This is a genomic window from Vibrio sp. E150_011, from assembly GCF_053544015.1.
The window spans coordinates 424,427-438,310 of sequence record NZ_JBHFOL010000003.1 but is presented as its reverse complement, the minus strand read 5'-3'; the positions used below and the strand labels follow the sequence as shown (position 1 = coordinate 438,310).

The following is a 13,884-nucleotide window of genomic DNA, read 5'->3' as shown; positions in this document are numbered from 1 at the left end:
CTTTGGTTATCGGATAAGATTTCGCAAGCGCGCTCATTACCCGTGGCGCGTTGATAAAGGCTTTCCTCATCAAACCGATGAGAGTGAAAAGGAATGAATAATGAAAAAGCTCGTTTTAGCAGCCGCCGTGGTTTTACTTGCTGGTTGTGCAAGCCCAAAACAAGAACAGATTAACTTTGCGCCTCAAGCGGCCACCAGCGCAGCAAAAATCGTAGAAGGCAAAACTATGTCTCTATCCAGCCAAGATGTTCGCACCGCCCAGTACGTCGCGTTGATGGACAGCGGTCGATCAAATATTACTCCTATTCATACTCGTCAAAATGTACGAATTGGTATCGAGAACGCGATCGCTCAGCAGTTTTCATCACAAGGCTATAAGGTTACCGTCAACAGTCCGAACGCGGTGAAAATTGAAGTCCAAGAAGCCTTGGTTTCCGTTAAGCACACAGTGATGGAAAATGACATGGCGGCTAACGTTGTGGTTGAACTAACCGTAGAAAATGCTCAGGGTAAGCTGGTCAAAACCTACACAGGCAAGGCTAATCGTTCGGGATTAATGAGTGCCTCCAATAGTGACATCGAAGACATGCTTAATCACACCGTCAATCTTGTACTCAAAGAAATATCCAACGACACTGAATTAGTTGATTATATGAAGGAACGTTTCTAATGATGAAAACTCTAGTCGCTACACTTGCTTTAGTCTCTGTCACCGCTTTCGCTGGACCTAAAGTGCAAGTGGAAACCAATATCGGCTCATTTACCGTTGAGTTAAATGAAGAGAAAGCACCAGTTAGCGTAAACAACTTTTTGAGCTATGTAGACGATGGCAGCTACGTGAACAGCCAATTCCATCGTGTTATTCCTGGTTTTATGGCACAAGGGGGTGGGTTTGATGACCAATTCAACCGTCTTCCTGTCAACAGCCCGATCCAGAATGAAGGCGCTAACGGATTAGATAACGACGTCGCTACTATCGCCATGGCACGAACGCAAGATCCAAACTCAGCTACCCGCCAGTTCTTTATCAACTATGCAGATAATGACTTTCTTAACTACAGTGTCTCCAACCCTGGCTATGCCGTATTTGGAAAGGTCACTGAAGGGTTTGATGTCGTGCAAAAGATGTCTCAAAAACCTACTCGCACCGTCCGTGGCATGCGCGACGTACCGATGGACCCGATTGTCATAACAAAAATCGAACGTCTACCATAACTAAAACATGAAAGAGAGCTCACGCTCTCTTTTGTTATTGCTAGGTGAGGAGCACCTCTGTGGAACAAGAAATGACATGGCGAGATACCGTTAAAAGCTATTGGGACAAACGTCTACTTTGGGTATTTATGCTCGGTTGTTCTAGCGGCTTCCCATGGGTACTTATTGGCTCCAATATGTCGGGTTGGCTCAAAGATGCTGGCCTCACCCGTACCGCCATTGGCTACTTTGGCTCTGTTTTTGCCGTCTACGCTGTTAACTTTTTGTGGGCACCGCTTGTCGACCGTGTTCGACTGCCTTTCCTATACAGCTCACTGGGTCAAAGGCGCAGCTGGATTTTTCTTTGTCAGTCTTTAATGCTCATTTGCACACTGCTTATTGCAGGTGTCAATCCAGCGACAAACCTGATGCTAACCTCGGTACTTGCATTAGGCATCGCCATCGCCTCATCGACGCAAGATATTGCGGTTGATGCTTTTCGTATAGACACCTTCCCAAAATCTCAAGCCAACAAATTACCGCAAGCGTCCGCTATGGCCGTCATGGGGTGGTGGACAGGGTATTCTTTACCCGGTTACCTCGCCTTTGTTAATGCTGACTCTATCGGCTGGAATGGCGTTTATTACGGCATGGCCGGTATTGTAGCTATTCTCATGGTATTTACGTTACTGGTAGGTGAACCAAAAACGGACCGGGATGCATTGCAAGCACAGGCTGAACAACGCCATAAAAAAGTGGTCGGTAACAAAGTCGTCGCTTGGCTTAGTGTCACTGTTGTTGAACCCTTTCTTGATTTCTTTCGAAGCAATGGGGTTAAAGTCGCTGTCACTCTGTTACTTTTTGTTTTTTTGTTCAAAATAGGCGAAGCGTTTTTAGGACGAATGTCGATTCCATTCTATAAGGAGATTGGTTTCAGCAATGAGCAAATTGGCTACTATTCTAAGCTCATTGGGTGGGGTGCGACGATTGCCTTTACGTTGCTGGGCAGCATGTTCAATGTCCGATTTGGTATTGTTAAAGGGCTAATGATTGGTGGGATCGCCATGAGTGCAAGCAACCTGATGTTTGCCTGGATCGCACAAGTCGGCCCGAATGAGCACTTATTCCTTGCAACTATCATTGTCGATAACTTCACCACCGCATTTTCAACGGTGGCTTTCGTGTCATTCCTGACAATTTTGACTGGACAGGCCTTTTCAGCCACTCAATATGCATTACTCGCTTCATTAGGCAATTTTGGGCGCACGACACTTGCGTCGTTTAGCGGGGAGTTAGTCGACATGCTCAATGACTGGAGCACGTTCTTTATTATTACCTCGCTCATGGTCATTCCGAGTTTGATTATGCTGTATTCACTTAGGCATTACTTCAATGATTTACTTGAGAAAGCTCGAGCAAGAGATGCACAGTCTAAAGCAGATGACCAGCAATAAGTTGCTCTCTAAGAAGCGTTGCTTCTAGATACAGCACTACGAAAAAGCCCATGACATCTAAGTCATGGGCTTTTATTTTACTCATCGCGTTCCGATTTAGCGCCTGCCTGCCAGACTATATACCTAGCATCTAGCATCTAGCATCTAGCATCTAGCATCTAGCATCTAGCATCTAGCATCTAGCATCTAGCATCTAAGGATACATGCCTTTACCAAAGCGATTGAAAATTCTAGCGACCCCTTGAGTAAAGACCATTGGTTCCGTCAAAATAGACAAACATAAACAATCCTGCCCCATCGCAGTCTGTGGAGCGTGCTTCGTTTCGCCATCTTCTTCAAGGTAATCACCCTTGGAATAGCTACCCATCTCGTCACTGAATTCGCCATGTAATACCAATGTCGATTCAATACCCTTGTGCGTGTGCTGAGGAACCTGGACTCCCTCAGTAATATAGAGCAGGTTCACACGGTAGTTTTCATCGATATCGACGGTCGAGGTAAAGACCTTGCCACCGTAGCTGCGCCATTCACCCATTCTATCGACCAAAGGTTGCAACGAAGCAGGTACCCGAAAACTTTTATCGTTGACGGTGATCGTAGCCGCTGAGCGTACCCTCGGGCTCGAAAAATCCGCCTCTAGCGTCATAATATCTTCAAGCATATTGCTGAACACCGCCTCTTCATCTTGAAGTGAGGTGTTCGCTACTTCCATTTCTTCTAAAGCACTAGCGGCGCATTCCTCGAAACGAGCAACGGCTTCGCGACATTGGTGGCAACTGTCTACGTGAGAAGCAATTGCCACCCCTCTCGCCGTGTCAATCTCTCCAGCGGCGTATAATTTGAGTAAAGTGTCATCTGGATGATAAGCCATATTAATGCGCCTCTAACGATAGTCTTAATTTTTCAACGGCGAGCCTCAAGCGAGACTTCACAGTTCCAAGCGGTATGTCGTACATATCCGCAACCTGCTGATGAGGAATTTCTTGCAAGTATACCGCCCTTACTACGTCTCTTTGAGCCTGAGGAAGATCGTCAAGAAATTGAATGATTTGCTCTTTAAGTCGGTCAGTCTCTGGCGAGTAATGTTCGACAAAGTCAGGCGGGCAATAATCGGACGGCCAGATGTCGTCCGCGCGGACATGCAGCTCTTTACCTTTTTGCTTTCTCAACATATCAAAACAAAGGTTTCGTGCGATGGTATAAATCCAAGTCGACAACGCGCTTTTAGAGGCGTCGAAAAGATGGGCTTTCTGCCAAACCGCTGCCATCGCCTCTTGAACAATCTCAATCGCAACTTGATCATTGCCTATGTAACGAAAAACAAACTGCTTCAGGCGCGGCGAGTAATAATGAAACAAGGTAGCATAAGCATGTTTATCACGTTGTTTGACGCGCTCAATACACTCTATCCATTCTTGTTTGGTCAAGGTTTCCTGTTCGTCTTGCGTCATAGAAAAATCCCTAAAATAGACTGCGTCTGTCTTGCAGTTTCCGCTTCATTGGTATTGATACGTTTGGATATTAGAATAGATCAATTACCGTGGGTTAAAATTATCTGTTACGCATTGTCTAGCGAAACATGTCATCGTAAATCCCACTACACAGTGTTTATATTGTAGCTTTTTGTGAATCGTTTACCGTGATCATTTCCTCTACAAAATCTAGCATCTCGTCGCAATCTTGCTGTAAAGCGAGACTTTCAAACTCTAAACACGTTACCGGAAGCACTTCAATCCAACGTTGGCTGACCCACGTTGCATCATCGAAGAAACAATGTGTGTACAGCTCGCCAAGTAATGGGAATGCTTTGTAAACAGCCTGAAGCCTCTCCCCAACAAAAAGGTGATGTTCATTGAGTTGCTTTGGCTGCCACGTTGGTAACCACGTCACGTCTGCGTGACGAAGGCCATCAAATTCGGTAGATACCTGTTCAATCTTGAAACGCTTGGTGCCAGACACAGTGATGCCCAGCAGTCCATCGTCGAGGGTCTCAAAATCGACAATGCTAACAAAGGTACCGATAGAAGACGTGTTATGTGGTAATGCCCCTGCATCGTTGTTCACCAGACACATACCAAAGCCTGTGCCCGCCTTTAGACATTCTGCGATCATTCTTTTGTAACGAGGCTCAAAGATCCTCAGTTTCATTTTTCCTTCTGGCAGCACCACAGAGCTCAGAGGAAATAGCATTATTTGAGACATTCCAACTCCTTGTTTAGTCAACTGTTGCTTCTACGCCCACACAACTAAGTCGATCAGTTCAGCTTTAAAATTGTTAATAACATTGACCGTACGGTTAGTTTTTTGATTGTATTTTTTGGTCACTTTGTATGCAATTCATAAAAGTTCCGTTCAACATCCAATAAATGCGATAGCTGTCACAATATTTAGCAACCGTTTGCGATGTTGCACATTTACTTTGAGATATAAATCGCTATTATGCGCGTCATCGGACAAGTTCGCATGGAAAGCGACCAATTTCATTACAACTTAAGAAGAGTAGTTATCACTATGCGTAAATCACTTTTAGCTCTTGGCGTTGTTGCAGCAGTATCAGCAGTTCCAGCTTCAGCAGAATATCTATACGGTTTCGGCGGCGTTTATCTTGATCACCAAAGCTGGGATCACGGTGCTCGTCCTATCAGCGACAACGTTGGTGACCAACGTAATCAATTTGTTCTAGGTATCGAAGGTGGCGCAGGCTTCACTTGGGGTGAACTATACGGCTTCTACGACCGTGAAAGTGTTGAGAAAAGTGCTTCTGAGCAAAAAAACTCTTTTAAAGGTACAGCTCACGTTTACCTTGGCGACACTGGCGTATCTCTTTACGGTCAGGTTTATCACCATGACAACCCAGCACAAAGCGAAACTAACCGCGTACTAGGTGTGGGTTATACTGCACTTCAAGGTGACAACTGGTTCTTCAAACCATGGGTCGGTGTACATGACATCACTTCTTGGGATAGCTTTTCACCAAACCAAAATGTAAATGGCAACAACGGCTACATGGCAGGTTGGACGGCACGTTACGGCTTCAGCGCATTCGGCCAAAACTTCTCGTTCGTGAACTGGAACGAAATCGAATTTGATCGCAACGATGCATACGCAGAAAACCAAGGCGGCAAAAACGGTGTGAACGGCGCATTGCTATTCAACTGGCACGCAACAGAGCACATCACTGCTGCTATCCAGTACCGTTACTTCAACAACAAGCTTGGCGTGTACGGTTCTTCAGGTGACGAGCAGCATTACGGTGATGCAATCATCTACCGTATGCAATACAACTTCTAATGTCTATTCAATAGAAGAAGTTCGAAAAAATGGCGCATTAGCGCCATTTTTTATGCCTGTTACTTTCGAATGTTGCCAATAATTTTGCTATTCTGCGCCTATTACTCATAACCTAATGCCTGTTGTGAACATTACTATTCTCGGCCCCGGTGCCATCGGCTCATTGTATGCCTCTAAGTTAACCCTCGCGGGCCATAACGTATCACTTTGGGGACGTCAATCAGCGGAATCCATCTCGATACAACTAGACAGCGAACCGCTGCATTCTTTTGCCAATAAAAACGCTCATGCCCTAAAACATAGTGACCTGTTGATCGTGACCCTCAAGGCATGGCAAGTTGAGACTGCCCTTTCGCCACTGCTAGACATCCTTCATTGCGATACTATTATCTTGTTTCTACACAATGGTATGGGTTGCGTAGATAAGATGACCACTAAGCTCAAACCCTTTCCCGTACTACTTGGGACAAGTACCCATGGCGCTTTACGAAAAAGTGATACACAAGTGAAGCACACTGGGCTCGGTGAGACCAAAATTGGCGCATGGAACGAGAAAGGGTTGCATTGTCAGTTTGTTACCGATGTACTGAATCACGCTATCTCACCCGTACATTGGCACGATACAATACAACAAGCCCTATGGACTAAACTGGTCATTAATTGTGCTATTAATCCACTGACGGCCATAGAGAACTGTAAGAACGGTCTGCTATCCCGATCAGATTATGCAAATCAAATAACGGCGATCATCAAAGAGGCGCTATTATGTGCGGCTTGCGTGGGAGTCGTCTTTGATGAGCAAGTTATGACCACCACCGTTTTTAACGTCATCAGCAATACGGCAGAGAACTATTCATCGATGCAACAAGATATCGATAATAAAAGACCGTCTGAGATCGATTTTATCACCGGTTACCTTGTTCGTATCGCAAAGCAATACCAACTTCACATCCCTGCCAACGCAGCGATGTTGAACCAAATAAAGCAGATTGAAGCCAGTTGGAGTAAACATGACTAAACATGTATTGGTGCCTATTGCGCCCGGCACCGAAGAAATGGAAGCCATTACTATCATCGATACCATGATAAGAGCAGGCTTCAAGGTTACCACCGCCAGTGTCGACTTTGACGGTGCCCTTACTATGCTCGGGTCGAGAGGCATTACGCTGACTGCCGACTGTAAATTGGTGGATGTCGCTGATGAAGAGTTTGACGTCATTGCACTGCCTGGCGGGGTAGCCGGAGCTGAGATCTTCAGAGACAGCACGCTTTTGATTGAGATGCTGCGCCAACATAAATACGACGGCAAATTAATGGCAGCCATTTGCGCCGCACCGGCGCTAGTATTGATGCACCACAAGCTTTACCCAGATGCTTTAATGACTTGTCACCCTGCGTTTCAATCTCATATCCCTAGCCACTGTTGGCGACCAAAGCGAGTCACTATGGACGTCACTCACAACCTCATGACTAGTCAAGGTCCGGGGAGTGCGCTTGAGTTTTCCATTGAAATAATTATCGCACTTTGTGGGAAAGAAAAAGCCTGGGAGGTCGCCGAACCTATGGTGACAAACCCGATTCTGCATTACCACGAAATGGGCAAACGAACATGACCGACATGCTATCGATTCGAGCGCAATTCCCTGCTCTTGCACAAGATATTGTGTACTTAGACAGCGCAGCCACCACCCAAAAACCACAAGTCGTGATTGATTGTCTGAGTGATTACTACCGAAACCAAAACGCTAATGTTCATCGCGGTAGCCACTCACTCACGGCACTGGCCACTAGCCGGTTCGAAGCGGCGCGCGATACGGTCGCAAACTTTATAAATGCTAACTCAAGCAAAGAAATCATCTGGACTCGCGGCGCTACCGAGGCACTGAATCTAATTGCGCAAAGCTATGCACGTAGCACCTTGAAGCCAGGGGATGAAATCCTAGTGTCCGAGCTGGAGCACCACGCCAATATTGTACCGTGGCAGATTGTCGCCCAGCAAACAGGCGCTGTCGTCGTAAGAATCCCAATGACACCAGATTGCCAGGTTGATGTACAAACCGTTGCAACCTTGATTAATGAGCGCACAAAAATCGTGGCCATTGCGCAGGTCACTAATGTGACAGGCAGTCGGCTTCCCATTGAAAAAATCATCGCCGTTACACGCCAACAGAGCGCTGCTATTGTCGTCGTCGATGGCGCTCAAGGCATCGTGCATGAACACACAGACGTCCAGGCGTTAGATGCCGATTTCTATGTATTTTCGGGCCATAAACTCTATGCTCCCGCAGGAATTGGTGTGTTATACGGGAAACAAGCACGACTGGAAGCGATGCCGCCTTGGCACGGGGGCGGTAAAATGGTGGAACACGTTAGTTTTGCTAACACCACATTTTCAGGACTTCCCGGTAAGTTTGAGGCTGGCACTCCCAATGTCGCTGGCGCCCTAGCGCTTGCAGCCGCGATTGATTGGCGACAGCAATACGACTTAAAGCAGCTAGAGCAACATGTTTGTGCACTTCAACAACAAGCCTATGATGAACTCAGCAAGATCGATGACATCACGATTATTGGCTTCCAACCCCATTCCAGTGTGATTACATTTATCATGCAGGGTGTGCATCATCAAGACATCGCCACGTTATTGGACCAACAACAAATTGCAGTGCGATCTGGCCATCATTGCGCACATCCACTTATGGACGCCCTTGGTGTGAAGGGGACCGTGAGGGCTTCATTTGCCATTTACAACACCATGGAAGAGGTCGAGCGTTTTGTTCAGGCCGTAAGGAAGTGTGTCGATATACTGTAAGCCATCACGATAATTAGTGATGACTTGAGCCTTAACGGTTCAACTGAAAATTAGATTAAACAAAGTGTACTCTTGACAAAAAGCGCCATGCAAACAGGTATTTGCATGGCGCTTTTCAGTCGTTATTACTATTTAATTATTCAACTATTCAACATCGAATCTATACCCGACGCTGATATTACTCGGCACTCGTTTTTATAGCGGCCACTTTGATACTGTCCACAATCGCTCTTAAACCATTCCCACGTGAAGGGCTTAGATGATTAATCAAATCAAGCTGTTCAAAGTAAGTATTAATATCAAAAGATTGAATTTGTTGTGACGTTTTATGGTGGTAAGCCGCCAATACAATAGCAATCAACCCGCGAACAATACGCGCATCCGAATCTGCACTAATATGCCAAACACCGTCCACCTCCGTCATGGTTAGCCAGACTGAGCTTTCACAACCGGATACCAGTACTTGATCTGATTTTTCTACGTCATCCATAATGGGTAGCAACTTTCCCCACTGCACCACCTGGCGATATCGCGCTTCCCAACCGTTCAACTGTGCCATCTTTTGGGCGATGTCGTCGGCACTCAGTTCCGTACCAAAGGGCTGATTCATACTCATCACTCCTGTTTAAGCTCTGTATTTCTGAATGAGTTTCTCGACAATTCGAGAAACCGCGACAAACCCAAAACTTGCAGTCACCACCGTTGCTGCGCCAAATCCGCTGGCACAATCCATTCGCTTCGGCCCTTCTGCCGTAGCCTTAACACCACAAACAGACCCATCGGGTTGAGGGTATTTCAACTGCTCAGTAGAAAAGACACAGTCAATACCAAACTTACGCGCTGGATTCTTAGGGAAATTATGATGGCGACGAAGGGTATCTTTGAGCTTTTTCGCAAGCGGATCTTGGATGGTTTTTGTCAAATCTGCAATTTGAATCTGCGTAGGATCGACCTGCCCTCCAGCACCGCCAGTGGTAATCACTTTAATTTTATTGCTTCGACAATAGGCTAAAAGTGCCGCTTTTGGCCTCATGCTATCAATGGCATCCAGCACGTAATCGAAGTCTTTGGTGATGTATTGAGCGATGTTCTCTGGCTCAATAAAATCATCAATTAGGTTCACTTTACATTCAGGGTTAATCAGCTTAACTCGCTCCGCCATCACCTCAATTTTGCTCTGACCGACGGTGCCTGTCATGGCATGAATTTGGCGGTTAATATTGGTGACACAAACATCATCCATATCGATAAGGGTCAGCGCACCTACACCTGTGCGTGCCAACGCCTCGACAGCCCACGAGCCGACACCACCAATCCCAACGACGCAAACATGCGCAGCACGTAGGATCTCCACCTCACTTTGTCCGTAGAGGCGTCGAGTTCCACCGAAGCGTTGATTATAATTGTCGGAGGCGGGTTGGGTGAGTTCTCGCATAACGCTACCTAGCTGAGTCTGTGTAAAAAGAAAGAGTGCGATTTATACGCACTCTTTTAAAAAAGGTCAACTGCTGCACTTTACCTAGTAATTAATTCTACTGGGGTGCGGCTTTATCTGAAGGTAAGAGCCAAGGGTCTTGGGTCTTTGAGTTCTCTAGACCTAACTTCCAGACTCGACCAAAATGTTTATAGTGACCAGCTTGTGTGCCTGCAAACTCACCTAACCCGTGATACAAATCAAAGTGGTTACCTTTAACCGCCCCGCCGGTATCCAAGACAATCAATAAACGCAACTCATGCGCCCCACTCCACGTCCCATCCGCATTTAACAACGGCACTTCAGCAAGGATAGGTGTTCCCATTGGGAATAGGCTTCGATCGCCTGCAACAGCCGCCATGGCTTGAAGCGGGATACCGGCCGACCCCGTTACTGGTGCCGCTTTTTGTGGAGAAAAGAACACATAAGACGTGTTCTCTTCTAATAAGGCTTGTACCGTTTTCTCATCTTGGCTCATCACCCAATCTTTAATGGCCTTGAGTGACATTTTCTCTTTAGGCACCTCTCCGCGCTCGATAAGAACGCGACCAATGCTGACATAGGCTTGGTTATTTTTTCCAGCATATGCAAAGTATTCTAGGCTATCGTCGTCACCAAAATGCACAAAACCGCTGCCCTGAACTTCCATGATAAATGGGTCAATCAAGTTATCGGCATAGCCAAGCTCTAACCCTTGACCATTAAGAGCGCCACCATAAATTTCAGCACGTGTCGGACACTCTTTTTTACAGTCTGGTAAACCATAGACTGGATATTTAAATGTCGCATCAGGGCTATGACGCAGTTCCATGACCGGTGAAAAGTATCCGGTGAACAGCACATTGCCTTTTTTATCCCCGCCACCCAACTGAGCCGCTTGCACGCCATACTGACTTAAGGCCTTGGGATCGCCACTTTTTACGGCCCAGACCTGTAACTGTTCATATAAGGGTTGATAGGTTTTTGCCATCGACGGTGAGTTTTTTGTCACCTCTTCCGCTTGTTTTTCAAAACTGTTGAAGTTTCGAGGCTGATTAGATTCTATCGTTTCCGTCTTATTGAGCGGCGCGGCGAATTCATCGTCGTTGTATTGTTGTGCGCGATCCGTTTGTTGAGCGCAACCAAAAACAAGTAAAATCGAGGCCAGTGGAAGAATACGTTTTATCAAGATTGTGATCCCTTATTGATGATGCATTCAGGATGGCAAACTCTTTAAAAAATCGCAATAAAACCTAGGGTTAACGAAGGCTTTTTTTGTGTTTTCCTGACAATTCAAACACAGGGTGATAGTGCATCGGCGATAATTGCTGCAGTTGCGTTCGGTTTTGATTCAGAACTTGGTATTGATGCAGTGTATCGCCTGCATAAAAGGTAATCTTATTTTGTTGAAACTCAAAACTTGTCGCTACCACCCTGTGATTAATCGTTACCCCTTTTGCGCTCAATTCAAAGGAGTCTTTCACGTAAGCACTTGCTTCCTTTTCTACCCATACCCCGAACACAGAAGATTTAGGGTTTAAATGCTCGTGATAGCGCTGAGCAAGATCTTGATACAACCCGATAACCGCAATCGTCCCGATCAGTGCCAACCCTATTAATAACCATTCGACCCATTTATTCGCATTCGGTATGCGACGTTGATTTGCTACCTCAGACATTGGTGCTTCACTCATGATACGACTCGATTCATCCTGCCTCATTATGCATGAGGCCCCCTATTAAAACGATGACCATTGCCATTATTTAAATCAATTCATCATCAGAAAACACCGTACGTAAAATTCCCCTTGCACTACATTGAATAAAAAGTCATTATTTCCACATAAATAACAATAATATTGCTAATTATCACTAGAATTTATTCAATATTCATTGCATCAAAGTAGAGAAGGTCATTACCGTGAAAATCCGTAGCACTGCCTTAGTAAAGGGATTCAGGCAATCCACCCCTTACGTCAATGCCCATAGAAACAAAACGATGGTCATTACACTCGGTGGTGAAGCTTTTTCGGACAAAAATTTCGGTAATATCATCAGCGATATTGCCTTGCTTCACAGCCTAGGTGTGAAGTTGATTCTTGTGCACGGCGCTCGCCCTCAGATCAATGAACTGCTGGAAAAAAATGATTGCTATTGCCCATACCACAAAGGCACTCGTGTCACCGACGAGCGCTCACTGGGTTACGTAATGCAAGCAACCGGCCGGCTCCAGCTTGATATCACCGCTCGCCTTTCAATGAGCCTAAACAACACCCCAATGGCTGGAACACAGCTCAATGTCGTCAGTGGTAATTTTGTCATTGCCCAACCACTTGGCGTCGATGATGGCGTTGATTTTTGTCACAGCGGCAAGGTTCGCCGTATTGATATCGACGGCATAAACCGAGTCCTTGACCAAGGCTCCATTGTATTATTAGGACCAGTGGCGGGCTCTGTGACTGGCGAAACCTTCAACTTACTCTCTGAAGAAGTGGCGACCAAGGTCGCGATAAAATTAAATGCCGACAAGCTTATTGGTTTTTGTTCAGAGCAAGGCGTATTGGATAATAATGGCAATGCATTAGCTGAATTATTCCCAAAGGAAGTCGACCGCATTATCACCGAACTGGAAATCAACGAAGCGCATTACCCAGAACGAAGCAGCGGTACATTACGTTTCCTGCGAGCTGCAAAAGCGGCGTGCCATGCTGGCGTACCGCGTTGTCATCTAATTAGTTACAAATTAGATGGCGCTCTGATTCAAGAGCTGTTCTCTCTCGATGGCATCGGCACACAAATAGTGAAAGCGAGTGCCGAACAAGTGAGACAGGCAGAAATCGATGATATTGGCGGAATATTCGATCTTATTCGTCCCTTAGAAGAGCAAGGGGTACTCGTTAGACGCTCAAGGGAGCAACTTGAGCAAGAGATTCATCAGTTCACCATTATTGAAAAAGATGGCCTCATCATTGGCTGCGCCGCTCTCTACCCATATAGCGAAGACAGAATGGCTGAAATGGCATGTGTCGCCATTCATACTGACTATCGCGATGGCAATCGCGGGTTATTATTGCTTAATCACATGAAACAACAGTCTAAATCGAAAGGTATCGAGCAAATCTTTGTCCTCACTACACACAGCCTTCACTGGTTTAGAGAACAAGGATTCCATGAGATCGGTGTAGAATCACTACCAATGAGTAAGCAAGATTTTTACAATTTTCAACGTAAATCCAAGATCTTATCCATCCCAATTTAGTGACCTACGTTATATAAAACCGATTGCTATTAATTAATTGCATAAATTATTTTACAACGCGCCAATAACTGTCTAAAATTCGCACAAATTACAGAGTGTTTTGTGATGTAAATCCCAATAAGTTGGGAAAACGCAGGGATAGCTACGTGTGCCACGACTGCCGTTGAGAGCAATATTTATGCGTACTGTTATTTGTAATTCTGTCCAAAGCTTTTGGGATATGGCTGAAAACCACTTTCTTGAAGGCTTAAATGTTCATTGTGTGTTCCCCGCATCTGACAAGATTCAGTCACTGATGGGGCACTACCAAGAGCAATATAAGATCAATAAAATCACTTTTTCTGAAGTGTTTAACTGATCTTATCCTCCTCAAAACTAACACCTCTCGACCAGGGACGGTCTTGCTATTGAGGCATTTAGCGCC

16 protein-coding genes are annotated in these 13,884 nt (G+C 45.7%); 9 read left to right on the top strand and 7 right to left on the bottom strand.

Annotated features, from left to right (window positions below; all coding sequences use genetic code 11):
- The first annotated feature begins 100 nt into the window (after positions 1–100).
- The 3 genes from ACE1OE_RS08025 (at position 101) to ACE1OE_RS08015 (ending at position 2,648) form a co-directional block, all read left to right on the top strand.
- On the top strand, positions 101–670 hold the full coding sequence (locus ACE1OE_RS08025) for a YajG family lipoprotein (protein WP_102468749.1): 570 nt from the start codon (positions 101–103) through the stop codon (positions 668–670).
- Positions 670–1,215: a peptidylprolyl isomerase gene (locus tag ACE1OE_RS08020; RefSeq protein WP_372059441.1), complete on the top strand. Its 546-nt coding sequence runs from the start codon at positions 670–672 to the stop codon at positions 1,213–1,215. Before ACE1OE_RS08025 ends, ACE1OE_RS08020 begins: the two co-directional genes overlap by 1 nt.
- 71 nt (positions 1,216–1,286) lie before the next feature.
- Positions 1,287–2,648, top strand: coding sequence for an AmpG family muropeptide MFS transporter (locus ACE1OE_RS08015; protein ID WP_449210694.1), 1,362 nt, complete (start codon positions 1,287–1,289; stop codon positions 2,646–2,648).
- A 193-nt stretch (positions 2,649–2,841) separates the two neighbouring features.
- Here ACE1OE_RS08015 and ACE1OE_RS08010 read toward each other — a convergent pair whose 3' ends face one another.
- The 3 genes from ACE1OE_RS08010 to ACE1OE_RS08000 all read right to left on the bottom strand — a co-directional run bounded on the left by ACE1OE_RS08010 (position 2,842) and on the right by ACE1OE_RS08000 (position 4,850).
- The gene (locus tag ACE1OE_RS08010) at positions 2,842–3,519 is read right to left on the bottom strand and encodes a ChrR family anti-sigma-E factor (RefSeq protein ID WP_449210658.1); all 678 of its coding nucleotides are present in this window, start codon (positions 3,517–3,519) and stop codon (positions 2,842–2,844) included.
- Between the two features lies 1 nt (position 3,520).
- Positions 3,521–4,099 carry a sigma-70 family RNA polymerase sigma factor gene (locus ACE1OE_RS08005; RefSeq protein WP_372059443.1) on the bottom strand — a complete coding sequence of 193 codons (579 nt, stop codon included), beginning with the start codon at positions 4,097–4,099 and terminating at the stop codon, positions 3,521–3,523.
- 157 nt (positions 4,100–4,256) lie between these two features.
- Positions 4,257–4,850, bottom strand: a complete 594-nt coding sequence (locus tag ACE1OE_RS08000; protein WP_372059444.1) for an LON peptidase substrate-binding domain-containing protein — start codon at positions 4,848–4,850, stop codon at positions 4,257–4,259.
- A gap of 309 nt (positions 4,851–5,159) precedes the next feature.
- Between ACE1OE_RS08000 and ACE1OE_RS07995 the strand changes: the two genes are divergently transcribed.
- From ACE1OE_RS07995 to csdA, 4 genes are all read left to right on the top strand, one after another.
- Entirely contained in the window at positions 5,160–5,939 is a 780-nt protein-coding gene (locus tag ACE1OE_RS07995; RefSeq protein WP_449210657.1) for an outer membrane protein OmpK, read from the top strand.
- A 124-nt stretch (positions 5,940–6,063) separates the two neighbouring features.
- A complete protein-coding gene (locus ACE1OE_RS07990; protein ID WP_449210656.1) occupies positions 6,064–6,957 on the top strand; it encodes a 2-dehydropantoate 2-reductase in 894 nt (297 codons plus the stop codon).
- The gene (locus ACE1OE_RS07985) at positions 6,950–7,552 is read left to right on the top strand and encodes a DJ-1 family glyoxalase III (RefSeq protein WP_372059447.1); all 603 of its coding nucleotides are present in this window, start codon (positions 6,950–6,952) and stop codon (positions 7,550–7,552) included. The genes ACE1OE_RS07990 and ACE1OE_RS07985 overlap by 8 nt, the downstream gene beginning before the upstream one ends.
- Positions 7,549–8,748, top strand: a complete 1,200-nt coding sequence (gene csdA, locus ACE1OE_RS07980; RefSeq protein WP_449210655.1) for a cysteine desulfurase CsdA — start codon at positions 7,549–7,551, stop codon at positions 8,746–8,748. The genes ACE1OE_RS07985 and csdA overlap by 4 nt, the downstream gene beginning before the upstream one ends.
- Before the next feature lie 178 nt (positions 8,749–8,926).
- On the opposite strand, the gene ACE1OE_RS07975 is transcribed toward csdA, so the two are convergent.
- From ACE1OE_RS07975 to ACE1OE_RS07960, 4 genes are all read right to left on the bottom strand, one after another.
- Positions 8,927–9,358 carry a SufE family protein gene (locus ACE1OE_RS07975; protein WP_449210654.1) on the bottom strand — a complete coding sequence of 144 codons (432 nt, stop codon included), beginning with the start codon at positions 9,356–9,358 and terminating at the stop codon, positions 8,927–8,929.
- Between the two features lie 15 nt (positions 9,359–9,373).
- Positions 9,374–10,183, bottom strand: a complete 810-nt coding sequence (tcdA, locus tag ACE1OE_RS07970) for a tRNA cyclic N6-threonylcarbamoyladenosine(37) synthase TcdA (protein WP_372059451.1) — start codon at positions 10,181–10,183, stop codon at positions 9,374–9,376.
- A 97-nt stretch (positions 10,184–10,280) separates the two neighbouring features.
- Positions 10,281–11,390: a murein transglycosylase A gene (gene mltA / locus ACE1OE_RS07965; RefSeq protein ID WP_102468759.1), complete on the bottom strand. Its 1,110-nt coding sequence runs from the start codon at positions 11,388–11,390 to the stop codon at positions 10,281–10,283.
- A gap of 70 nt (positions 11,391–11,460) precedes the next feature.
- Positions 11,461–11,895 carry a DUF2850 domain-containing protein gene (locus tag ACE1OE_RS07960; protein WP_449210653.1) on the bottom strand — a complete coding sequence of 145 codons (435 nt, stop codon included), beginning with the start codon at positions 11,893–11,895 and terminating at the stop codon, positions 11,461–11,463.
- 227 nt (positions 11,896–12,122) lie between these two features.
- Between ACE1OE_RS07960 and argA the strand changes: the two genes are divergently transcribed.
- Together argA and ACE1OE_RS07950 are read left to right on the top strand one after the other, a co-directional pair.
- On the top strand, positions 12,123–13,460 hold the full coding sequence (gene argA / locus ACE1OE_RS07955; protein WP_449210652.1) for an amino-acid N-acetyltransferase: 1,338 nt from the start codon (positions 12,123–12,125) through the stop codon (positions 13,458–13,460).
- Between the two features lie 178 nt (positions 13,461–13,638).
- Positions 13,639–13,818, top strand: coding sequence for a hypothetical protein (locus ACE1OE_RS07950; protein ID WP_102468762.1), 180 nt, complete (start codon positions 13,639–13,641; stop codon positions 13,816–13,818).
- The last annotated feature ends 66 nt before the right edge of the window (positions 13,819–13,884 follow it).